General features: G+C 53.5%; 25 protein-coding genes. 19 read left to right on the top strand and 6 right to left on the bottom strand.

Features of this window, described 5'->3' with window-relative positions; translation table 11 throughout:
- Window positions 1–7: 7 nt before the first annotated feature.
- Window positions 8–2,122 (top strand): peptidoglycan D,D-transpeptidase FtsI family protein, encoded by a 2,115-nt coding sequence (locus tag N685_RS0110820; protein WP_031408249.1) that lies wholly within the window; start codon window positions 8–10, stop codon window positions 2,120–2,122.
- A gap of 187 nt (window positions 2,123–2,309) precedes the next feature.
- On the top strand, window positions 2,310–3,119 hold the full coding sequence (gene pstB / locus N685_RS0110825; protein WP_193363907.1) for a phosphate ABC transporter ATP-binding protein PstB: 810 nt from the start codon (window positions 2,310–2,312) through the stop codon (window positions 3,117–3,119).
- 157 nt (window positions 3,120–3,276) lie between these two features.
- Here pstB and N685_RS0110830 read toward each other — a convergent pair whose 3' ends face one another.
- Both N685_RS0110830 and N685_RS0110835 read right to left on the bottom strand, forming a co-directional pair.
- Complete coding sequence (locus N685_RS0110830; protein WP_031408253.1) at window positions 3,277–3,726, bottom strand: aminodeoxychorismate lyase; 450 nt, start codon at window positions 3,724–3,726, stop codon at window positions 3,277–3,279.
- Entirely contained in the window at window positions 3,723–4,073 is a 351-nt protein-coding gene (locus tag N685_RS0110835; RefSeq protein WP_031408255.1) for a sigma factor-like helix-turn-helix DNA-binding protein, read from the bottom strand. The genes N685_RS0110830 and N685_RS0110835 overlap by 4 nt, the downstream gene beginning before the upstream one ends.
- A 157-nt stretch (window positions 4,074–4,230) precedes the next feature.
- Between N685_RS0110835 and rpmG the strand changes: the two genes are divergently transcribed.
- The 5 genes from rpmG to N685_RS0110860 all read left to right on the top strand — a co-directional run bounded on the left by rpmG (window position 4,231) and on the right by N685_RS0110860 (window position 7,359).
- Window positions 4,231–4,380, top strand: a complete 150-nt coding sequence (gene rpmG / locus N685_RS0110840) for a 50S ribosomal protein L33 (protein WP_011231931.1) — start codon at window positions 4,231–4,233, stop codon at window positions 4,378–4,380.
- A gap of 53 nt (window positions 4,381–4,433) precedes the next feature.
- The gene (locus N685_RS0110845; RefSeq protein ID WP_033842331.1) at window positions 4,434–5,006 is read left to right on the top strand and encodes a 5-formyltetrahydrofolate cyclo-ligase; all 573 of its coding nucleotides are present in this window, start codon (window positions 4,434–4,436) and stop codon (window positions 5,004–5,006) included.
- Window positions 4,996–5,769: a DUF92 domain-containing protein gene (locus N685_RS0110850; RefSeq protein WP_031408260.1), complete on the top strand. Its 774-nt coding sequence runs from the start codon at window positions 4,996–4,998 to the stop codon at window positions 5,767–5,769. The genes N685_RS0110845 and N685_RS0110850 overlap by 11 nt, the downstream gene beginning before the upstream one ends.
- A gap of 72 nt (window positions 5,770–5,841) precedes the next feature.
- Window positions 5,842–6,021, top strand: coding sequence for a hypothetical protein (locus tag N685_RS0110855; protein ID WP_031408262.1), 180 nt, complete (start codon window positions 5,842–5,844; stop codon window positions 6,019–6,021).
- A 177-nt stretch (window positions 6,022–6,198) separates the two neighbouring features.
- Window positions 6,199–7,359, top strand: a complete 1,161-nt coding sequence (locus N685_RS0110860) for a rhomboid family intramembrane serine protease (protein WP_031408264.1) — start codon at window positions 6,199–6,201, stop codon at window positions 7,357–7,359.
- 51 nt (window positions 7,360–7,410) lie between these two features.
- On the opposite strand, the gene N685_RS0110865 is transcribed toward N685_RS0110860, so the two are convergent.
- Window positions 7,411–8,274 carry a hypothetical protein gene (locus N685_RS0110865; protein WP_031408266.1) on the bottom strand — a complete coding sequence of 288 codons (864 nt, stop codon included), beginning with the start codon at window positions 8,272–8,274 and terminating at the stop codon, window positions 7,411–7,413.
- 125 nt (window positions 8,275–8,399) lie between these two features.
- On the opposite strand from N685_RS0110865, the gene N685_RS0110870 reads away from it, so the two are divergent.
- The 4 genes from N685_RS0110870 (at window position 8,400) to N685_RS0110885 (ending at window position 12,498) form a co-directional block, all read left to right on the top strand.
- Window positions 8,400–9,863: a spore germination protein gene (locus tag N685_RS0110870; protein WP_031408268.1), complete on the top strand. Its 1,464-nt coding sequence runs from the start codon at window positions 8,400–8,402 to the stop codon at window positions 9,861–9,863.
- A gap of 96 nt (window positions 9,864–9,959) precedes the next feature.
- Window positions 9,960–10,172: a YqgQ family protein gene (locus N685_RS0110875; RefSeq protein ID WP_031408270.1), complete on the top strand. Its 213-nt coding sequence runs from the start codon at window positions 9,960–9,962 to the stop codon at window positions 10,170–10,172.
- Between the two features lie 9 nt (window positions 10,173–10,181).
- The gene (locus N685_RS0110880; RefSeq protein ID WP_031408272.1) at window positions 10,182–11,135 is read left to right on the top strand and encodes an ROK family glucokinase; all 954 of its coding nucleotides are present in this window, start codon (window positions 10,182–10,184) and stop codon (window positions 11,133–11,135) included.
- Between the two features lie 199 nt (window positions 11,136–11,334).
- A complete protein-coding gene (locus tag N685_RS0110885) occupies window positions 11,335–12,498 on the top strand; it encodes a M14 family metallopeptidase (RefSeq protein ID WP_031408274.1) in 1,164 nt (387 codons plus the stop codon).
- Between the two features lie 33 nt (window positions 12,499–12,531).
- Here the strand turns inward: N685_RS0110885 and N685_RS19065 are convergent, their stop codons facing one another.
- On the bottom strand, window positions 12,532–12,708 hold the full coding sequence (locus N685_RS19065) for a DUF2759 domain-containing protein (protein WP_031408276.1): 177 nt from the start codon (window positions 12,706–12,708) through the stop codon (window positions 12,532–12,534).
- A 168-nt stretch (window positions 12,709–12,876) separates the two neighbouring features.
- On the opposite strand from N685_RS19065, the gene N685_RS0110895 reads away from it, so the two are divergent.
- A complete protein-coding gene (locus tag N685_RS0110895) occupies window positions 12,877–13,509 on the top strand; it encodes an MBL fold metallo-hydrolase (protein WP_031408278.1) in 633 nt (210 codons plus the stop codon).
- Between the two features lie 406 nt (window positions 13,510–13,915).
- Window positions 13,916–15,049, top strand: a complete 1,134-nt coding sequence (locus tag N685_RS0110900) for a class I SAM-dependent methyltransferase (protein ID WP_031408280.1) — start codon at window positions 13,916–13,918, stop codon at window positions 15,047–15,049.
- 83 nt (window positions 15,050–15,132) lie between these two features.
- Here the strand turns inward: N685_RS0110900 and N685_RS0110905 are convergent, their stop codons facing one another.
- Entirely contained in the window at window positions 15,133–15,375 is a 243-nt protein-coding gene (locus N685_RS0110905) for a DUF2626 family protein (RefSeq protein WP_008879854.1), read from the bottom strand.
- A gap of 158 nt (window positions 15,376–15,533) precedes the next feature.
- Window positions 15,534–16,232, bottom strand: coding sequence for a helix-turn-helix transcriptional regulator (locus tag N685_RS0110910; protein WP_031408282.1), 699 nt, complete (start codon window positions 16,230–16,232; stop codon window positions 15,534–15,536).
- 195 nt (window positions 16,233–16,427) lie between these two features.
- On the opposite strand from N685_RS0110910, the gene comGA reads away from it, so the two are divergent.
- The 6 genes from comGA (at window position 16,428) to comGF (ending at window position 20,185) form a co-directional block, all read left to right on the top strand.
- A complete protein-coding gene (comGA, locus tag N685_RS0110915; protein ID WP_031408284.1) occupies window positions 16,428–17,501 on the top strand; it encodes a competence type IV pilus ATPase ComGA in 1,074 nt (357 codons plus the stop codon).
- Window positions 17,498–18,526: a competence type IV pilus assembly protein ComGB gene (gene comGB / locus N685_RS0110920; RefSeq protein ID WP_031408287.1), complete on the top strand. Its 1,029-nt coding sequence runs from the start codon at window positions 17,498–17,500 to the stop codon at window positions 18,524–18,526. The genes comGA and comGB overlap by 4 nt, the downstream gene beginning before the upstream one ends.
- Window positions 18,527–18,726: 200 nt before the next feature.
- Window positions 18,727–19,023, top strand: a complete 297-nt coding sequence (gene comGC / locus N685_RS0110925; RefSeq protein WP_031408288.1) for a competence type IV pilus major pilin ComGC — start codon at window positions 18,727–18,729, stop codon at window positions 19,021–19,023.
- A complete protein-coding gene (gene comGD, locus N685_RS0110930; RefSeq protein WP_031408290.1) occupies window positions 19,013–19,450 on the top strand; it encodes a competence type IV pilus minor pilin ComGD in 438 nt (145 codons plus the stop codon). The genes comGC and comGD overlap by 11 nt, the downstream gene beginning before the upstream one ends.
- Window positions 19,434–19,760, top strand: coding sequence for a type II secretion system protein (locus N685_RS0110935; protein ID WP_031408292.1), 327 nt, complete (start codon window positions 19,434–19,436; stop codon window positions 19,758–19,760). The genes comGD and N685_RS0110935 overlap by 17 nt, the downstream gene beginning before the upstream one ends.
- Window positions 19,739–20,185, top strand: coding sequence for a competence type IV pilus minor pilin ComGF (comGF, locus tag N685_RS0110940; RefSeq protein WP_031408295.1), 447 nt, complete (start codon window positions 19,739–19,741; stop codon window positions 20,183–20,185). Before N685_RS0110935 ends, comGF begins: the two co-directional genes overlap by 22 nt.
- Window positions 20,186–20,195 lie beyond the last annotated feature (10 nt).

Genomic DNA, 20,195 nt, shown 5'->3' on the forward strand with positions numbered 1-20,195 from the left:
TCGGGGGATGAAACGGAAAAAGCGAGCGCAAGTGCCGATTCGGTTAAACATTTTGTTTTTCTTTGTTTTTTTGTTGTTTTCAGCGCTGATTTTGCGCCTTGGCGTCGTACAAATCGTCTACGGTGAAGATTATCGGCGCGAAGTGGAGCGGACGCAGGATGAAATCGTCAGCACGCCGGTGCCGCGCGGCAAAATTTACGATCGGTTTGGCCGCGTGATCGTTGACAACACACCACAAAAGGCGATTACGTACACGCGCTCCAAAACGACACAGCCGGAAGAAATATTGGACATAGCAAGGAAGCTTGCCCAATACATTGACATTCCCGATGCTGAGAAAAAAGTGACCGAGCGCGATATGAAAGATTATTGGATTTTAACGCATCCGAAAGAAGCGAAAAAGAAGGTGAGCGAACAAGAACGGAAAAAACTCGCTGACCAAGGATTGACGCAAAAAGAGATCGACAAAAAGGTGTACGAGTGGACGCTCGACCGCATCACCAAGCAAGATTTGGCGCAAATTTCGAAAGCAGAGCTTGAAGTGATCGCCATCAAACATGAGATGGAAAGCGGGTACGCCTTGACGCCGCAGACGATCAAAAGCAAAGGAGTGACCGACCGCGAATATGCGGTCGTCAGTGAGCATTTGAGCGAGCTGCCCGGCGTCAATACGACGGTGGATTGGGACCGGAAATACGTCTATGACAACACATTTCGCTCTGTGCTCGGCAGTGTGACGGAAGAAGACGAAGGCGTCCCGCGCGAACGGCTCGATTATTTTTTAGCCCGCGACTACAGCCGCAACGACCGTGTCGGCAAAAGCTATTTGGAGATGCAGTATGAAGAAGTGCTGCACGGCAAAAAGGCGAAAGTGAAAAACGTTGTCGATAAATCGGGCAATGTCATCTCGGTCGAGCAAGTGTATCCAGGCGAGCGCGGCAACGACCTCGTGTTGACCATTGATGCCGAACTTCAGCAAAAAGTGGAGCAAATTATTGAACAAGAGATTTTGGCCACGAAGCGCAAAGGTCGGTCGCCGCTCTTGGACCGGGCGTTTGTCGTCATGATGAACCCGAAGACGGGCGAAGTGTTGGCGATGGCCGGCAAACTTCTTCAAGACGGCAAATTTGTCGACTTTGCCATCGGCAACATCACGTCCGCCTATGCGATGGGATCGGCGGTGAAAGGAGCGACCGTTCTCACTGGCTTTCAAACTGGGGTGCTTCATCCGAATACGTATATAAAGGACGAGCCTTTGTATATTAAAGGAACCCCGGTGAAAAAATCATGGAAGACGATGGGGACGATCAACGAGCTGACGGCGCTCAAGCAGTCATCGAACGTCTATATGTTCAAAACAGCGATCGCCATTGGGGGCGGTGCGTATCGTCCGCACGCGCCGCTTCGCATCAATCCAGCGGCGTTTACGACGATTCGCCACTATTTCAGCCAATTCGGCCTTGGCGTGAAAACGGGCATCGATTTGCCGAACGAACTTAGCGGCTTCCAGGGACAAAGCACGCGCGGCGGATTTTTGCTTGACTTGGCGATCGGCCAGTACGATATGTATACGCCGATGCAACTGGCGCAATACATCTCGACGATTGCCAACGGCGGCTATCGGATGAAACCGCAGCTTGTCAAAGAAATTCGTGAGCCGTCGGCCGACGGAAAAGAACCCGGCCGAGTCATCAAATGGTTCGAACCGGTTGTGCTAAACCGGATTGATATGAAGACAGAATACATCAAGCGGGTGCAAGAAGGATTCCGCCGTGTGATGCAAGAGCCGGGCGGAACGGCGTATTCGTATTTCGCCAACGCTCCGTATAAACCGGCCGGCAAAACAGGGACGGCCGAAGCGTTTTATGACGGCCCGATCCAAAGCCGGCGGAATGATCCAACGTACAATTTGACGCTCGTCGGCTATGCGCCGTACAACGATCCAGAAGTGTCGTTTGCCGTTGTCGTCCCGTGGGCGACGCAAGGGGAGAGCGACGGGATTAATGACCGGATCGGCCGCCGCATTTTGGATGCCTATTTTGAATTGAAAGCGAAGCGTGCGGCTCAAGGCGGGAGCGGCTTCGATGCTCAAGGCGGCGCAGAGGCTGCCGATGCGCGCTGACATGAAAGGCGCCTGAACGGGCGCCTCTTTTTTTTGGGCTTGCAAAAAATGATGTTCGTTTACAAAAACTTTACATACCGTCCACACAGCGTTAACGATCGTTTTGTATGCTCATGATAGGAAAAACTCGATCTTCCGTTGCCAGTGAGGGCGGAAGGAAATGAAAGGAGTCACGCCGATGAGTATGATGGCGGTGGTGGAGCGCCGAAAAGAGGATATTCCTTCGGCGCAGTTGGTGAAAAAAGAGGTCGTTTACGAAACGAACGGACTGAACGTATGGTATGGCGAGCATCATGCGTTAAAACATATTCATCTGTCTTTTTATGAACGCGAGATTACAGCGATTATCGGCCCGTCAGGATGCGGCAAGTCAACCTATATCAAAACGCTCAATCGAATGATCGAGCTCATTCCAAACGTCCGGCTCGAAGGAGAGATTTTATATCGCGGCCGCCGCATTTTTGACACGTCATACCCAGTTGAACAGTTGCGAACGCAAGTAGGCATGGTGTTTCAAAAGCCCAACCCGTTTCCAAAGTCGATTTATGACAACGTCGCCTATGGGCCGCGCATTCATGGGATCCGCGACCGGCGGCGGCTCGATGAGATCGTCGAAAAAAGTTTGCGCCAAGCGGCGCTTTGGGAGGAAGTCAAAGATCGGCTCCATGAAAACGCCCTCGGTTTATCGGGGGGGCAACAGCAGCGGCTGTGCATTGCCCGCTGTTTGGCCGTCGAGCCGGATGTCATTTTAATGGATGAACCGACATCGGCGCTCGATCCGATTTCGACAGCAAAGGTTGAGGAGTTGATGGAGGAGCTGAAAACAAAATACAGCATCATCATTGTCACGCATAATATGCAACAGGCAGCCCGCATCTCTGATCGGACGGCGTTTTTCTTAAACGGAGAAGTCATTGAATACGGGGAGACAAAAATGTTGTTTTCTCGTCCAGCTGATCAACGGACGGCGGATTATATCGCTGGGCGGTTCGGATAAAAGCGGTCCGTGTGCGTCGGCAATGACGGACAAAAAAGTTCGTTTCAAAAAGGGAGTTTCTTTCGAAAGAACGGCTGTTTGATGCGCAGACACCGCCTTAAGAAAAGGGGCTGATCCCAAAACGCATTCCCGTTTTGGGTCAGCCCCCTTTCTTGTGTTATGGCTTGGCAATCAACCGGCCGATGGCGGCATAGTCCATATCGCTCCGCACGTTGTAGACACCGGGGCGGATGGAGCGCGTCAGCCCATGTTGCTCCAAGTAGTCGTTGAAGGTGCGGGCGCTTTGAATGATGCCAGCCTCTTCAAGTTCACGGGCAAATGTCTCTGGCGCATCTCCTTTCTTAATAACGAGTCGATAGACGTAAACGGTTTGCACTGATGGTTGGGACATCTGCTTGGCCGACGCTTTCGGGGCGGTGTTCGACTGAGCGCTGCGGAGTCTGTCGTATTCCTCTTTCGCTACAGCGACAAGTCCATGATGTTTGAGGAACGTCTTGACTTCCGCTTCCGTCGGTGCAGCCGGGGGCGCAACGTAATACGAGGCACCGATCAGCGCTGCCGATACAAGCAACCCTAGGGCAAACGAACGCATCAATCGCTTGTTCATCGGCGCAATCTCCTTACCGCCCGCTCGACTTCCGCAACGGTCAGCCCTGTCTCACGGGCGATGTCTTCGAGCGGGAATCCTTGTTTATGCAAAAACAAGATGCGCCGATCGGTCGGCGACAACGGTCCGTTGCGCTGCGGCGAAGCGAATCGTTGTCGCTCAGGGATGAGGAGCTCCTCCTCGATGACTTGCAGCCGCTTTTTGATTTGGTACGTTTCCTGCGCCAGTGAAACGGTCAAATGATCGATTTGTTCTTCGAGCGGTTTCAGTTCATCTTTAGCAAAAAAGGAAATGACAAGAAAAATAATGGCTAGAACTGCCAAGGCGATGATCGCATATTCTACCACGTGCATCCCTCCCCTTTTCACTATACCATATCATTCTCTGCTTGTGGTGCTCTTATTGAACAAAGATGAAATTTAGAGGTGGAAATCGCCGAAGAAAAATGGTATCATAGAAAAGTCCGATTATATAAAGTATAAAGCTCGTTTGGAGGGAAAAATGATGCGTGTGAACATTACATTGGCATGCACAGAATGCGGTGAACGCAACTATATTACATCGAAAAATAAACGCAACAACCCAGAGCGTTTGGAATTGAAAAAATATTGCCCGCGCGATCGCAAAGTTACGTTGCACCGCGAAACAAAGTAAGCAGTGGGAAGATGATTCCTGCTGCTTTTTATCTTTATGGGAGGAAAGGGAAGATGATGGACGACAAAAAGGAATGGCGCCAGCGTATGCTGAATCGGCTTCGCCAGCTTCCAACAGCAGAAAAAGAGAGGTACGATCGACAAATCGCCGCTCATTTATATCGATGGCCATTATGGCAAACAGCGCGGACGATCGCCATGACGGTGTCGAGAGAGATGGAAGTCAACACCTTGCCGATCATTGAACAGGCGTGGCGGGAAGGAAAAACGGTCGGTGTCCCGAAATGCGATCCAAAGGCGAAAACGATGTCCTTTCGGCGGCTCGAGTCGTTTGCCCAGCTCGAAAAAGCGTATGCCGGATTGTTTGAGCCGATTGAAAAGCAAACAACGCCGATCGGCCGCGATGAGTTTGATCTCATCATTGTCCCGGGGGTCTGTTTTGCCAAAACCGGCTACCGGATCGGCTATGGCGGCGGGTATTACGACCGATATTTGCCGGGAGCTTCGGCGGTGACGGCGGCGCTGGCTTACTCCTTTCAAGTGCTGGACGACATTCCAGCCGAGGAGCATGATGTGCCGGTGAAATTCATTATTACGGATCAAGGAGTTCTTCATTGTGAGCGATGAATGGTGGTATATCGCCGTCTCTGCCCTCGCCGCTGCCGGTGGGTGGTTGTTGCGGTCGTTGTCCACATCAGGGGCGGCGGCGGCCGTTGTCATTGGCGCAACGGTTGGATGCGGCTTTTCATGGGGCGGAATAGGGGTGTTAGGCTGCTTTTTTGTCAGCTCCAGCTTCTTTAGCCATATCGGAAAGCAACACAAGGAAAAACTGTCTAAAAAATTGGCGAAAGGTGGACAGCGCGATGCCATCCAAGTGCTGGCCAACGGCGGAGTGCCGGCCGTATTGGCGTTATTGGCCGCTGTCTGTCCCGACCCGATTTGGGACGATCTGTTTGTTGTCGCCGTCGCTGCAGCGAACGCCGATACGTGGGCGTCCGAAATCGGTCCTTTAAGCCCTTGGCCGCCTCGAGTTTGGCCGAGCTTTCGGCCGGTGGAAGCCGGCACCTCAGGCGCAGTGACGCTCCTTGGCACGGCTGCTTCGTTTGCCGGCGCATGGTTGATTGCGGCTGCTGGCGTGTTTTTTCTCGACGTCCAGTCCGTTTTGACTGCTGCATTTTTCGGTTGGCTCGGCAGCTGGTTCGATACGTGGCTTGGTGCGGCTTGGCAGGCGGCTTACCGTTGTCCGGCATGCGGGGCGACGACTGAGCGGAAACAGCATTGCGGGCAGGCAACCATTCATATGAAAGGCTGGCAATGGCTTGACAACGATGCGGTGAACGTTCTGGCGGTCATCGGCGCGGTGCTGGCCGCCTTCGCGCTGGCGCATTAGACGCGCTTCATATTTGGAGAGAAAAAGGGAAAAAGAATAACGAGCACGTCATATGATGAGGGGGAACAACGGATGAATAAATGGTCGTACTCGCTGCTTGTCGTTGCCGCCGGCTGGCTTGCTTACCGTTATCGCTACCGAATGGCCGCCTTTGCGTTGCGCGTTCCGTCGTTGCGAAAGCAACTGGTCCGATTTGCACTCCACATTCCGGCCGTGCGTAACGCCCTTGTTTCGCAAATGTTGCGTCCATGATGCGGCAGCGGTGGTTTTTTTGAAGAAGTCGGTTATGAAAAAATCGGCCGCAGCGGCCGGCGCCCGCAGGCCCATTCACTCCGGTTTGCCGGACGGTCGATGAGTTGGCTTGGCTTTGCTGCTGTTTGTCGGACTTGGCCTCGCCAGGGAAAGGGAGAGGAGAACGTGATTGGAACGATGGATGTACTGTTTTGGCAGCTTGTTCAGCGTTTGTCCTGCGGCGGCTACCGCATCGTGCGGATGTCTGAGCAGGCTGATGAAGTATGGCTGGAATCAAACCATTGGCGGCGTCCAACATTCATCCGCCTCGTGCGCGCCGACTTTGATTGGAGTCGATTGTTGCGCCTTGATATGGAATATACTTGGCAATTCGTTCAGCAAATGAAAGGATGGAATTTTAGCAGAGCGGGCCAGGTCATCAATGTTTATGTGATGGGGTATCCCCCGGTTGACGATTGGGAATTTCTTGTCGCCGAGCCGTTGATGCTCTCTGGGGTGCCCGCTGGCGCGTTTCATACGGTCCTCCTTCACAGCGGCAATATAGGCGAAATGCTGCCGCGGCTTGCGGAGATGACGGGCGTCGCGTTCCATTTTGAGCCGCTTGTGGAAACGTCCGATCCGTTTGCTGCCGCCGAGCGCTTAAAGCGAGAGGTGATCCGCGAATGGCGGCGCCGCCGTGAGGAGGAACGGCGCATTTTTGAGTATGGCAAACCGATGTTCACCCGCCTGTTCATCGTCGTGCAGGTTGCGATGTTTTTGGTTCTCGAATGGAGCGGCGGGAGCACGAATCCAGATGTGTTGATTCACTACGGCGCCAAATTCAATCCGCTCATTGAGGCAGGAGAATGGTGGCGGCTGTTGACGCCAATGTTTTTGCATATCGGGTTTTTGCACCTGTTGACCAACACGCTCGCTTTGCATTATTTAGGGGTCACGGTTGAGCGGCTGTACGGCTCGCTTCGCTTTTTATTCATTTACGTAACGGCCGGCTTTTTCGGAGCGCTGGCGAGTTTTTTGTTTACACCATCACTATCCGCCGGGGCGTCGGGAGCCATTTTCGGGCTGTTTGGGGCTCTTCTTTACTTCGGCACTGTCTACCGGCATTTATTTTTCCGGACGATGGGGATGAACGTCATCAGTTTAATCATCGTCAACCTGTTGTTTGGCTTGCTTGTCCCTGGCATTGACAACGCCGGCCATATCGGCGGACTGGTTGGCGGTTTTTTGGCATCCGGCGTCGTTCATTTGCCCAAACGCACTGCTTTCGGGCGGCAGGCGGGAGCATTGGCGGTGGCGGCGCTGCTTGTCGCTGCTGGCTTATGGATCGGATTTCGGTAAATGATCCCTGCTTTGCTTTGTTTGAAGTGGAAGGCCTCTTTTCGAAATGTGCTAAAGAAGCTGCACGAGCATCACTTTTTCCCCGGTTTTCGCTTCAATGAGAACGAAGAGCCTACTGTAATCTTTGCGAATGAGAATGAGCGGCATCGTGCTGCCGATGGGCGAGAGGATGGATCCATCCTCTTTTTTTATGCCAAGGATGTACGACTTGTACAATCCTTCCCAAAGACGGCCGATGACGGTTTGCGTTTTTGCCGTTGACAACCCTGGCAACGGTTGTTCCGAATAGGTGACGAGCTCCGGCAAATAAAGGGCGTAATAATCTTTCTTTGACAAAGAAAAGTGGGTGAGCAGCTCGTCCGCTTTATGACGAAGAAATTCATTCGTGGTTTTGTTCAAGACATGCTGCCATTCACGCTCGTCATCTGTTCTTGGCCGTCGGAACGATGTGAGCGGATGGTACGGCGAGTCAATGACGTACAAATAGTTGCTTGACATGGTTTGGCTGCTTGTGATGTTCTCTCCTTTATGCAGTTCGCCGTGATGGAACGAGACGGCTTGAAAAAAGTGGCTGTCCTGCATCCGGACCGTCTTTTCCGTGTCGATCACATCCGTGTTTGTTTTCCATTTTGACAACACATCGGCCAAGCGGCCATCAGCAAACAACAACGAGACGTCTTGACGCAAATAGGCGCGGCGGTTTAAAACGGAGGAGACTGACCAGCGGAGCGCGTAGCGCCCGCGTTCGCTGTCGCCCTTAAGCGCAAGCGATGTTTTCGCTTCGATGAACGCCGCTTCGCGATCAAGCGGGAAAAACTTGATCACTTCAGCAGTCTGATCGTGCCCCCACCGCGAGGCGAGCGCGGCGGCAAGGAAAAAAGCAAGCGCCGTGAAGGGAATCATCCATCGTTTCATGACATCCTCCCGGATTGGACAAGGTTTTCACCAATATATGCATCACAAGGAACATTTATGTATGAATGTCCTCATGTTTGTCTATGATGGGGAGTATACAGTGCAAACGATGCAGGGGGATGACGATGGAGAAACAGATGCCCAAACGCCCGGCGTCCCGCCGTCTTCATGACAACGCATCCTATTTGGCTGAACGGCTTGGAGTCGGCAAGAGTTTCGATGTCATTCGCCTTGATGTCGAATATGGCGGCCGGGCGATGGCATTGTTTATGATTGACGGATTTGTCAAAGACGATATTTTGCATTATTTGATGAGATATTTGTCCCGGCTCGAGGAACACGAACTGGACGTTCACCCACTTGAGAAGCTGCTGAAAAAACATCTTCCGTATGTCGAGATCGGGCAGACAGACGACTTGGAAGAAGCAGTCGCGATGGTGCTTGCCGGACCGACCGCGCTCGTTGTCGACGGAGTGGATCAGATTATTTTGATTGACGCCCGCACGTATCCGGTGCGCGGTCCGCAAGAGCCCGATACGGAACGAGTCGTGCGCGGGGCGCGCGACGGTTTTGTTGAGACGATCGTTTTTAACACCGCGCTGATTCGCCGCCGTGTTCGTGATCCATCGTTGCGTATGGAATATGTGCAAGTGGCGCGGCGCTCAAAGACGGATATTTGCATTTGTTATATTGAGGAAATCGCTGACCCGGAGCTCGTTCACCGCGTCAAACAAGCGATCGCGGCAATTGATACGGATGGGCTTGTGATGGCGGAGAAAACGGTTGAGGAGTTTATTTCTGGGCGGCATTGGAACCCGTATCCGGTCGTTCGCTACACAGAGCGCCCCGATACGGCGGCGGCTCATTTGTATGAAGGGCACGTGCTCGTCATTGTTGACGGGTCGCCAAGTGTCTTGATCACGCCGGCAACGTTTTGGCATCATTTGCAACATGCTGAAGAGTACCGAAATAAGCCGATCGTCGGGGCGTATTTGCGGCTCGTCCGCTTTTTGGCTGTTTGGGCGTCGGTGTTTTTGCTGCCGCTTTGGTATTTGCTTATGATCGAGCCGGAGCTGTTGCCGGGACCGCTCCAGTTTTTAGGAAAAGCCAAATTAGGAGATATTCCACTGTTTGTGCAAATTTTGATGATTGAAATCGGAATGGATATGCTGCGAATGGCTGCTATTCATACACCGTCTTCTCTGGCGACCGCGCTCGGCCTTGTCGCCGCGCTGATGATCGGCGGCATTGCGGTGGAAGTTGGACTCTTTTCCAATGAAGTGATTTTGTATTTTTCTGTTACGGCCATCGGTACGTTTGCGACGCCCAGCTATGAAATGAGCTTGGCGAATCGGCTCGTCCGCATCGCCTTGCTGATTTTGTCGGGCCTGTTCGGCCTGTACGGTTATGTCATCGGCATCACTGTTTGGATACTTGCCTTGGCGCGGATGACGTCGTTTGGCGTTCCGTACTTATGGCCGTTCATCCCGTTTTCCTACCGAGCGATGCGCGATGTGCTCATCCGGTCGCCGATGCCGCTTAAAAACCGGCGGCCGGCGATTCTTCACCCACGCGACCCTGACCGCTGACGCAGGCGCTGTTGCTTTAGCGCCTGCGTTTTTTGTCTTGACGGCCGTGGCTGTTTGCCGCTACATTAAAAGAGGAAAAAAGGAGAATGAGTGGCAATGAAGACCGTATATGACGTTCAGCAGCTGTTGAAGCAGTTTGGCACGATCATTTACGTAGGCGATCGGCTTGCTGATTTGGAGCTGATGGAAGAGGAAGTGAAAGAGCTGTACCAGTCTCAGCTGATCGATGCGAAACAGCTGCAAGCCGCTTTGTTTATTTTGCGGCACGAAGCGCAAATCGAGCGGGAAAAAAGGATGAAAAAAGGATGAGGATGCAAAATGGAACCATGGTTGGTAGGCATTGACCTCGGGGGCACGACAATCAAAATGGCGTTTGTCACCACCGAGGGTGACATCGTGCACAAATGGGAAATTCCGACGAACACCGCCAATCACGGTGAGTATATCGTCGCTGACATTGCCCGGTCGCTTGAAAGGACGCTTGTTCAGCTCGGCGGAACGAAAGAGAGGCTGTTTGCCGCCGGCATCGGCGCCCCCGGGCCGGTCGAAGAGGAAACCGGCATGTTGTATGAGACGGTCAATATTGGATGGACGAATTACCCGCTGAAACAACGGCTGGAAGAAGCAATAGGGCTGCCTGTGGCGGTTGATAATGACGCCAATCTCGCAGCGCTTGGCGAGATGTGGAAAGGAGCAGGGGGAGGAGCGCGCCATTTGTTGTTTGTGACGCTTGGCACCGGCGTTGGCGGCGGTGTGATTGCCAACGGCGCCATCGTGCGCGGCATAAACGGCGCCGGCGGAGAGATCGGACACATGACGATGATTCCTGATGGCGGCGCCCGCTGCAACTGCGGCAAAACCGGATGTTTGGAAACGATTGCGTCCGCCACCGGCATCGTGCGGATCGCCAAGGAGAAATTGACCGCAGATGAGCGTCCGAGTGAGCTTCGCAACGGGGATGTGACGGCCAAAGCGGTGTTTGACGCCGCCAAAACGGGTGATGCGTTGGCATTGGAAGTGGTCGATGAAGCAACGTACTATCTTGGTTGGGCGTTGGCGAATGCCGCCAATGTGACGAATCCGGAGAAAATTGTGATCGGCGGCGGCGTGTCCAAGGCGGGTGACATGCTTGTCGAGCGCGTGGCCGCCCATTTCCGCCGCTTCGCGTTCCCGCGCGTTGCCGCTGGGGCGGAGCTGGTTTTAGCGACACTGGGCAATGATGCCGGCGTCATCGGCGCCGCTTGGCTGGCAAAAGAGCTTGCCGGCGCGTAAACAACGGGAGGTGTCCCAAAGGGGGGATGCCTTTTTTTATTGCTTGATGATATGGGATTGGATAGTTTCATCATATGTAAATTGATACAGAGGCGTTTTGCTTTTCCGCTGATGCATGCCAGCCGCCTGCTAAGCGCTCATTTTTTGCCGTCTGCTGACATATTTTGAAGATAAAGAAATGGGGAAGGGGAGACGGCGCATGCATGTTCAAGCATGGCCCGGCGATACGTTTGAGAAATATGGACGATGGTTTTCCGTGCCGACTGAGTTGATCATCGACGCGAACCCGCACGTGGAAAAGGGAGGATTGAGTTCGGGGCAGACCGTTGTGATTCCAGGATATACGACGATCGATAAGTGGGAAGTGCTCGCTGACTGCCTGTCGCTGCCGACGGAGGTGCTGCGGCGGCTGCCGGGAGCGATGGCGGTCATCAACGGAACAGCGCCGCTGCCGAAGCGGATTTCGTCTCCGGTCGTCCGCAGCGTCCGTCCGTATGATTTTGCCGCTTTGATGGAGGATATCACCGCCCTCATCTGTCACTACCCGTTTGTGCGCCAGCGGACGATCGGCCATAGTGTTCTCGGCTTGCCGCTCGTTGAACTGCAAATCGGCCGCGGGCCGGTACGCGTGCATATGAACGGATCGTTCCATGCGAATGAGTGGATCACAACGGCTGTGATCATGGCGTTCATCGACGAGTACGTCAGGGCGCTGGTTAACGATGACGAGCTTGCTGGCCATCGGGTGCTTGATTATTACCATAAAGTGACTCTTTCCATTGTGCCGATGGTGAACCCTGACGGCGTCAATCTTGTGCTGAACGGCCCGCCGAAAGAAGAACCGCATCGGAGCGAAGTTGTCTGCATCAACGGTGGGTCGCTCGATTTTTCGCAATGGAAAGCGAACATCCGCGGCGTTGATTTAAACAATCAATTCCCAGCTAATTGGGAAATTGAACAGGCCCGCAAACCGCCGAAAGCGCCGGCACCCCGCGATTTTCCCGGTTTTTCCCCACTTACCGAGCCGGAGGCGAAAGCGATGGCGGCGCTCGCCGAGTCGGGCGATTTTGCGATGGTTGTCGCGTTTCATACACAAGGCAAGGAAATTTATTGGGGGTATGAAGGGTTCGAGCCGCCGGAGGCGGAGGCAACGGTTCAGGCGATGGCTGAAGCAAGCGGCTACCAGGCGGTTCGCTACATTGACAGTCATGCCGGCTACCGCGATTGGTTCATTCAAACGTGGAAGCGGCGCGGCTACACCGTAGAGCTCGGCGAGGGCGTCAATCCGTTGCCCCTCTCGCAGTTTGCGCAAATATATCGCGACAGCCTCGGCCTGTTTTTAGCAGCGCTCAAAATGGCATAAAAACGCAAGAGGCATGATTCGCCTCTTGCGTTTTCAGTGCATGCCGGTTGGAATGCCGTGATCCAAAATGGTCATGATGGTAAACCAGCCGAATACAGCGGCAGTGGCAAGTCCAAACAAAAATCCGAGCACGTTTTTCTCGCGCAATGTACGGAGCATTCCATAAAGGGCAAGCAGCGTCACAAGTGCAAAAATAATGACCGTACCCATGTTTTACCCCCTCATGAAACAGTATGTACAAACGTGTCCATTCTTTTTCATTGTAATCTTTTTTCCTCTATTTGTCGAGGTCCCTTTCTTTTTTCTCTTCCATCGCTTGAAAAAAAACAGTAAAATAAAGTTAACTATTGGACATGTCAAGGAAGGGAGGAGATGGCCATGAAATGGACGCGTATTCCCGTCGGCCCGATTCAGGCCAACGCTTACTTGTTGTCGTCTGCAGACCGACAATGTCTAATCGTTGACCCCGGCGCGGAAGGCGCGGCGCTCGTCCGCCGGATTGAGGAAAAAGGGCTGACCCCGTTGGCGATTTTGCTGACGCATGCGCATTTTGACCATATTGGCGGCATCCCGGACGTGCTTGCCCGCTGGGACATTCCCGTGTATTTGCACGAAAATGAAAAACAATGGTTGCAAGATCCGGCATTGAATGGCTCGCTTTATTTCGGCGGTCCGGTCGCTGTCCGTTGCGAACCGACATGCCTTAAAGGGCCGACGGTGCTGAACATTGGTCCGTTTGCGTTGGATGTCCGCGAAACGCCGGGTCACTCCCCGGGCAGCGTCTCGTATTACTGCAAACAAGCCAATATTGTGTTTTCCGGCGATGCGCTGTTTGCCGGCAGCATCGGACGTACGGACTTGCCAGGCGGCAACCATCAGCAGCTGTTGAAAAGCATTCATGACGAACTGCTTACGCTGCCGGAGGAAACGATCGTTCTTTCAGGCCATGGGCCAGAGACGACGATCGCTGCGGAGATGGATACAAATCCGTTTTTGCATGGGTTTTCGTAAGAAGAAAGTAAAAGACCGTCGTAAAAAAGCGTATCCGCGAGGTTCGGGCCAAGCGCCGTTTGGATCAGCAAGGTGACGAAGGCAAGCCAGCGGCTGGCCTCCAACAGTCGGAAAAACATAGCCGACACGATTTTGGGCCAACGAGAGGCGAAGCCTGCCAAGTTGTATTTATGCAGACCAAAAGGCTAGCTGGGCGGTGCAGCGGTTTGTGGGGGAAACACAAAAAACCCTTCTTAGCCGCGCCAAGAAGGGTTTTTGGGGGATGTTCTATCCACAAATGGGAGGGGATATAGTTAAGCTGCTACTATAACAATATATGATTATTTTCACTATGTCAATATTGAAATCCTCCACCTTAATTTCTAACAAACGTTTGAAATCATCAAAACGAGGTAGAAAAATGATGATGGATCGATTGTACGAACAGATTGCCGCGGCGCCGGGCGGGCGGGTGTCGTACGCCGATTACATGCAGATGGCTCTTTACGACGAACGATTCGGCTACTATATGCGAGAGCGGGCGAAAATCGGCAAGGAAGGCGATTTTTTTACGAACAGCTCATTCGCGCCGGTGTTTGGCAAAGCGCTTGCTTCGCTTTGGGTTCGGATGGTGGAACACAGCGGCCTGCCGCCGGCTGTTTGCGAGTGGGGGGGCGGAGATGGAAGATTGGCGCTTTCGGTATTGGAAGAATGGAAGAAAAAAAGTCCACACACATACGACCGCTTGTCGTATACGATCGTCGACCAAAGCCCGTTCCACCGCCGGCGCCAGCGCGAAACGCTTCAACCCGTCGCCGAGAAGGTGGAGCAATATGACGATGTCTCTCGCTGGCTGGCCGAGCGTGGGCCGTTTTCCGGCATCGTGTTTAGCAACGAATTTTTTGATGCGTTTCCCGTTCACGTCATTGTAAAGGAAGGCGGGGTTTTGTACGAATGTTTTGTCGCCGCCCGAGATGGCCGGCTCGTTGAAGAAAAGGCGCCGCTTTGCCGTCCCGCTATTGTCCGCTATTTAAATGAGCGTGGATTGGATCTTGCTGAAGGGCAAAGGCTTGAGGTGCCTCTCGCGATGAAGGCGTTTTGGCTCGAGGTTGGGACGCTGTTTCATCAGGCAGTGATGGTGACGATCGACTATGGCTATACGGACGAACAGTTGCGCGCCCCGGCGCGGCGGCATGGAAGCTTGCGCGGATATTTCCGTCATCAACTTGTTGCCGACCCGCTTCGCCATCCGGGGGAGATGGACTTGACGAGCCATGTACAATGGGATGCGTTTCGCTTGTACGCCCGTCAGGCTGGGTGGGAGGAAGTGGCGTTCGTTCGCCAAGACCGGTTTTTGCTCGCGGCCGGCCTTTTGCATGAATGGAACGTTTCAGAAGGCGGTGATTTTTTTTCACCGGCAAGCCGCCAAAATCGAATGATCCGCGCGCTGATCGCCGACGATGGCGTCAGCCGCTTTTTTGACGTGCTTATCTTGCAGAAAGAGATGAGTCTCTCCGCGCGCGACTTTTGGCCAGCGCCCGAGTTTTTGCCGGCCGATTAACGGCTTCCTTCGCCTATCTGCAATGGAGAAAAGGGGTTTTGGTCAAAGCGGCAAAAAAACAGGCAGGAGGTTCTGCCTGTTTTTTATTCCCCCATGCCGGGCACCATCATAAAAGTCGTCCAATACGTAAACGCCGCGAAGAAAATCGTCAAATACGCCCCGAAAATGTAAATGTACATTCTCTCGGTCAGCTTTAAAAAGCCGAGGAACAGGAAAAACACCGTTTGGCCAAAGAAGATGAGCGACGTCGTATGCATATGGCCAAGGTAAAACATGACAGCAAAAATGCCGGTCCAAAAGGCGAGCACGCGAAACATGCGGTCCATTATGTATCCCTCCTTTGCTTGTGCAAACCATTGGTCCTTACTTATTATAATGTACAATGATTGGGAATGTAAATAACGCTTTCGGACAAGTGGTAAGAAATGATGCCAATGCCGGCTGTTGATTGCTCCAAACAAAAAAGAAGGAAGGAGGGACGCTGTCACGGACAGATGACTATGCGGTAGGCGCAGCGGTGGCCGCCTTTCATCATATTTTCCGTTTCCGTTACTTCAGCACGGGCAAACAGCGTCTCGACCATTCCCTCCAAAAAGGCGTGGTGCATGCTGCAGACGGTATCAGGTGCTTGCGCGGCGATTTCTTTGAACGGGCAGTTGAAAATATCGAGGTATAGCACTTCTTTTTCTTCATCATAGTGCAATTGCGGCAAAAATCCAGCCGTTTCGGCCGCTTCTTCTATTATGGCGATTTTGTCCGCCATGGTGAGCGTGCTCGCTGTGCCGTTATGCGGCAAACGGCTGGCGATGAGCTCACGGCCGAACTGCTTTCCTGTTTCACGCAACGCCTCGCTTCCAATGGAACCGAGTTTGGCCATCGTTTGAATGGCAATGCGGGCGAGGAGTTGATAATCGCGGAACGGAAAGTACAGCCCGATCACTTCGTCGGACAAGCGGTACAGCCGGCTCGGCCGTCCGCCTTTTCCCGTTTTTTGCGTATCCGATACAACCATGCGAACGTCTTCAAGCTTCGTTAAGTGCAAGCGGGCAACGTTTGGATGGATATGGAATTTTTCTGCGATTTCTTGAACAGAAACTTCGCGATGAACTTTTGCTATATATTCATAAATATGAAATCTTGTCGGGTCAGACAATACGCTTGTGATTTTCAGCGCTTGTTCCATTGGTTTCCCTCCTAAAAATGAATCATTGATATGGTTATTATAATGAAATCGTCCAAAGCGAGGAATGATTTTTGTCACTATTGGCAGTAAGTGGACTGACATTCAAAAAAATTTCACAAAAAAGTTGTGCCAAAAAGCAGGATAACGACTCATGCTCGTCGAAATACAAAATAATCTGTCGAAAGGAGGGAACATGTGCTGAACGAGATTGAACAAACGGCAAACCGCCTTCTCGCCGAAGCGGTGCAGCGCCGCGCCTCGGATCTTCACCTCGTTCCGCGCCGCCGCGATGCCGCTGTTCGTCTTCGGCTTGATGGCACACTGGTCGATGTCGGCGTGCTTCCGAAAGAAACGGCGGAACGTCTCATCGCCCACTTTAAATTTTTAGCCGGCATGGACATCGGGGAACGACGCCGTCCGCAAAGCGGCGCCATGGAAGTGGCTGAGTTTGGGGAAACGGTGCATCTGCGTTTATCGACATTGCCGACGCTCTACGATGAAAGCCTCGTCATTCGGCTTCTGCCGCAGCGCCTCTCGTTGCCACTTCGCGAACTATCCTTATTCTTCCGCTCCACCGCACGATTATTTTCCTTCATGCAGCATCCGCAAGGACTCGTGCTGTTGACCGGCCCGACGGGGTCGGGAAAAACGACGACCCTGTACACCCTTCTTGATCTTTGCCAAGCTGAAAAGCAACGCAACATCATCACGCTTGAAGATCCGATCGAAAAACAGAACGAACGATTGTTGCAAGTGCAAATCAATGAAAAAGCAGGCATCACGTACGCCGCTGGGTTAAAAGCGGCGCTGCGCCATGACCCGGATGTGTTGATGGTCGGCGAGATCCGCGATCATGACACGGCGGCCATTGCCATCCGTTCAGCGTTGAGCGGCCATTTGGTCGTCTCGACGATGCATGCCGCCGATGCAGTCGGCGCCGTCTACCGGCTGCATGAATTCGGCATTCCGCTCGGCGATTTGGCCGAGACGCTGCTTGCGGTCTCTGCCCAGCGACTTGTCGAGCTTTGCTGCCCGCTGTGCGGCGACGATTGCCATCCATCGTGCGGCCGTCTTGGGCGACGCCGGCGCACGGCTGTTTATGAGTTGCTTTGTGGTTCAGCGCTGGAGGACGTGATTTGTTCCCTCTCCAATGAGAGAGGGAAGCCCAAGCGCTCTTATATGACGCTGGCTCGCTTGATCCGCAAGGGGATTGCGCTCGGCTACCTGCCCGTCCGCACGCTGGAGCACGTCGGAGGGGGAGAAAGATGAAGCGCAAAATGTGGCCGCTCGCTGAACAGGCATTGTTTTTCACCCGGCTCGGCCGGTTGCTCGAGCGCGGTTACCCCCTTGGACAAGCGCTTGAGTTTTTGGCCATCCAGGCTCCAACACACCGCCGGCTGGAAGTGGAACGCTGTCTGCAACAGCTGCGCGCCGGGTTGCCGCTGTTTGCGGCTGTCGAAACGCTGTCGGTCGACCGCATGGCGGTTAACCTTCTCTTTTTTGCCGAACGGCATGGCGATTTACCGCGCGGCATGGCAGAGACAGGGGAAGCGCTGGCGCAAAAAGCGCGCTTCCACGAGCAGCTGCGTCGCTTCAGCCGCTATCCGCTGTTCCTTCTTTCTTTGCTCATCATCATGCTCGTCTTGATGGAATGGTGGCTGCTGCCGCAGTTTGAACGGGCAGCGGCGGCGTTTTCCCCACAACGCGGGCACACCGCTTGGCTGCTTGCGGTGATCGCCCATGCCCCTATGGCGATGGCGGCCATCGCCGTCTTGGCGGTGTTCTCCGGGCTGTTTTACGCCGCTTGTTTCCGCCGCTGGCCGGTCTCCCGAAAACTTCAATTCGCTTTGCGAATTCCAGGACTTGCTTCGTTTCTGAGACTGTTCCTCACCTGCCTGACCGCCCGACAGCTCGGGCGCTTGCTGCAGGCCGGGTTGTCGGTTTATGATGCGCTTGGCGTGTTCAGCGAGCCGTCGTCCTGGCCATTTTTGCAAATGGAAGGCCGGCGCCTTCGTGAGGGGCTCTTGCGGGGTACGACGCTCGACGATCTCATTGGGACGGCCCGTTATTATGAACCCGAGCTGGCGCTTGTCATCCGCCACGGCCAGTCGAATGGCGAGCTTGGCAAAGAACTTGAACATTACAGCGAGTTTTTGCTGCAGGTGATGGAACAACGAATCGAGTCGGTCTTAAAACGCATGCAGCCGCTTTTATTGGCTCTCGTTGGTTCGTTTGTCGTCGGCATGTATTTGGCGATTTTGTTGCCGATGTTTTCTATGTTGAATGGAATGTAAATAATTACCATTCAAAAAGATGGGGCGACTCTGCAGGAACAAGATGCTCAATCTTGATGTGTTGGTTCCTTGAGAGAGGGGGCGCTCCTTCTCCCAAGATCCAATCCATGAACAGATTCGATGGTCAAGGAACGGATCGAACGGAACCGGTTATTCGCTAAGCCCTCTTTCTGAAATTTCGTATGCGAGGAGGAGTGACAATGAATCAAAAGGGATTCACATTGATCGAGATGTTGATCGTTATGATGGTGATTTCTGTTCTGCTACTGATTGCCATTCCGAATATTACAAAGCACAACAGCATGATCAATTCGAAAGGATGCGAGGCGTTTTTGAACACCGTGCAAGCGCAGGTGAAAGCGTATGAAATGGAACATAACAAAATTCCGACCGTGCAGGAATTGCTCGCTGGCCGCTATATCAAGTCGGACAAATGTCCAAACGGTCACGCGATCCAAATCAGCGCGAACGGTGATGTGAGTGAAAGTGGCTCGTAACGGCGGGTTTACGCTACTTGAGATGCTGATCGTTTTCTCGGTGGTGCTGGTGCTTGCCGCCCTGGCTGTTCCTACGCTTGGCAGCGCTGTGCGTCATCAAGAGGAGATGTATATGCTGGCTGTGCTGCGCGCGGATTTGTATGGCGCGCAGCAGCATGCCATCGCTCGGCGGGTGAATGTAGCCGTTTTTTTTACCGACGGTGGCGCTGGGTACAAGGCGATTGATGCAGCGAGCGGCCGGCAGGTTGTCGCTCGTTCGCTCCCTTCTCCGTGGCGGTTTCGGTTCGGCACGTTGCGCAATCCGCTCATTTTTACCGACAACGGCAACATTGAACAAGCTGGAACTATTTGGATAGGAGGTGGCTCAATGACTTATAAAGTCACCTTTTTGCTAGGGAAAGGGCGATTTTATGTGCAAAAAATGTAGCGCCGGATTTTTGCTTGTTGAAGCATTGTTCGCTTTGGCGCTGTTATGGACGACAGCAGCTGTTCTTCTTCCACTGTTGACGCAAATGGCGCATGAGCGCAACAGCCTCATTCTCGAAGAGAAAGCGCGCCGGCTGTTGGCCATCGCGTTGTATGAGGAGCCGCTTGCCGGAGAAACCATGATTGCTGATGGACGCACGGTATTTCAGCTGCAAGCGAGCGATGAAGGAGGGCGAATGTGGAAAGTATGCGTGCGTTGGAACGATTACGCCGGCCGCGAGATGGAGCGGTGCGGGTATGGCAAGCGGTAGCGGCAAAAGAAAACGGGTTTACGATGATCGAAGCGTTGTTGGCGCTGGCGGCTGCGATGGCGGTGGCGGCGGTCGTTCCGGCGTTGTTGTCCGTCCGCTTGCTGGCTCCAGAGCCGACGGACGCGTTTTCCCGATTGGAATGGCGGCTGTTTTTGCAACAGCTGCAAATCGAGCTGAATGAAACGAAGCAATGGTCGACTGGCGGCCGTGTCCTCTATTTGCAAAAATGGAGCGGCAAAACGGTCAGTTTTTCTGTTGTTGCGTCAAGAGCCGAACTGATCCGTCAGGTGAACGGCGCTGGCAATGAAACGGCGCTCCGCCATGTGCGCGCTGTTTCGTATCGCGCCGGCGCCCGCGGGATATTTTTGCAAGTGACGGCTGATGACGGCACCGTTTGCGAGGCGTTTGTGGCGCGGGCGTTTTAGCGGGCGGCTT

Source organism: Geobacillus vulcani PSS1 (assembly GCF_000733845.1).
In the GTDB taxonomy this organism is placed as follows: domain Bacteria; phylum Bacillota; class Bacilli; order Bacillales; family Anoxybacillaceae; genus Geobacillus; species Geobacillus vulcani.

What these genes read in the sequence shown, in the direction of transcription:
- N685_RS0110870 (WP_031408268.1), top strand. Translation starts at nt 8,400, where the DNA reads ATGGAGAAACAGATGCCCAAACGCCCGGCGTCCCGCCGTCTTCATGAC.
- N685_RS0110885 (WP_031408274.1), top strand. Translation starts at nt 11,335, where the DNA reads ATGCATGTTCAAGCATGGCCCGGCGATACGTTTGAGAAATATGGACGA.
- pstB (WP_193363907.1), top strand. Translation starts at nt 2,310, where the DNA reads ATGGCGGTGGTGGAGCGCCGAAAAGAGGATATTCCTTCGGCGCAGTTG.
- N685_RS0110845 (WP_033842331.1), top strand. Translation starts at nt 4,434, where the DNA reads ATGATGGACGACAAAAAGGAATGGCGCCAGCGTATGCTGAATCGGCTT.
- N685_RS0110895 (WP_031408278.1), top strand. Translation starts at nt 12,877, where the DNA reads ATGAAATGGACGCGTATTCCCGTCGGCCCGATTCAGGCCAACGCTTAC.
- rpmG (WP_011231931.1), top strand. Translation starts at nt 4,231, where the DNA reads ATGCGTGTGAACATTACATTGGCATGCACAGAATGCGGTGAACGCAAC.
- N685_RS0110860 (WP_031408264.1), top strand. Translation starts at nt 6,199, where the DNA reads ATGGATGTACTGTTTTGGCAGCTTGTTCAGCGTTTGTCCTGCGGCGGC.
- comGB (WP_031408287.1), top strand. Translation starts at nt 17,498, where the DNA reads ATGAAGCGCAAAATGTGGCCGCTCGCTGAACAGGCATTGTTTTTCACC.
- N685_RS0110910 (WP_031408282.1), bottom strand. Translation starts at nt 16,232, where the DNA reads ATGGAACAAGCGCTGAAAATCACAAGCGTATTGTCTGACCCGACAAGA.
- N685_RS0110905 (WP_008879854.1), bottom strand. Translation starts at nt 15,375, where the DNA reads ATGGACCGCATGTTTCGCGTGCTCGCCTTTTGGACCGGCATTTTTGCT.
- N685_RS0110880 (WP_031408272.1), top strand. Translation starts at nt 10,182, where the DNA reads ATGGAACCATGGTTGGTAGGCATTGACCTCGGGGGCACGACAATCAAA.
- N685_RS19065 (WP_031408276.1), bottom strand. Translation starts at nt 12,708, where the DNA reads ATGGGTACGGTCATTATTTTTGCACTTGTGACGCTGCTTGCCCTTTAT.
- N685_RS0110855 (WP_031408262.1), top strand. Translation starts at nt 5,842, where the DNA reads ATGAATAAATGGTCGTACTCGCTGCTTGTCGTTGCCGCCGGCTGGCTT.
- N685_RS0110875 (WP_031408270.1), top strand. Translation starts at nt 9,960, where the DNA reads ATGAAGACCGTATATGACGTTCAGCAGCTGTTGAAGCAGTTTGGCACG.
- N685_RS0110865 (WP_031408266.1), bottom strand. Translation starts at nt 8,274, where the DNA reads ATGAAACGATGGATGATTCCCTTCACGGCGCTTGCTTTTTTCCTTGCC.
- N685_RS0110820 (WP_031408249.1), top strand. Translation starts at nt 8, where the DNA reads ATGAAACGGAAAAAGCGAGCGCAAGTGCCGATTCGGTTAAACATTTTG.
- N685_RS0110900 (WP_031408280.1), top strand. Translation starts at nt 13,916, where the DNA reads ATGGATCGATTGTACGAACAGATTGCCGCGGCGCCGGGCGGGCGGGTG.
- N685_RS0110935 (WP_031408292.1), top strand. Translation starts at nt 19,434, where the DNA reads ATGTGCAAAAAATGTAGCGCCGGATTTTTGCTTGTTGAAGCATTGTTC.
- N685_RS0110830 (WP_031408253.1), bottom strand. Translation starts at nt 3,726, where the DNA reads ATGAACAAGCGATTGATGCGTTCGTTTGCCCTAGGGTTGCTTGTATCG.
- comGC (WP_031408288.1), top strand. Translation starts at nt 18,727, where the DNA reads ATGAATCAAAAGGGATTCACATTGATCGAGATGTTGATCGTTATGATG.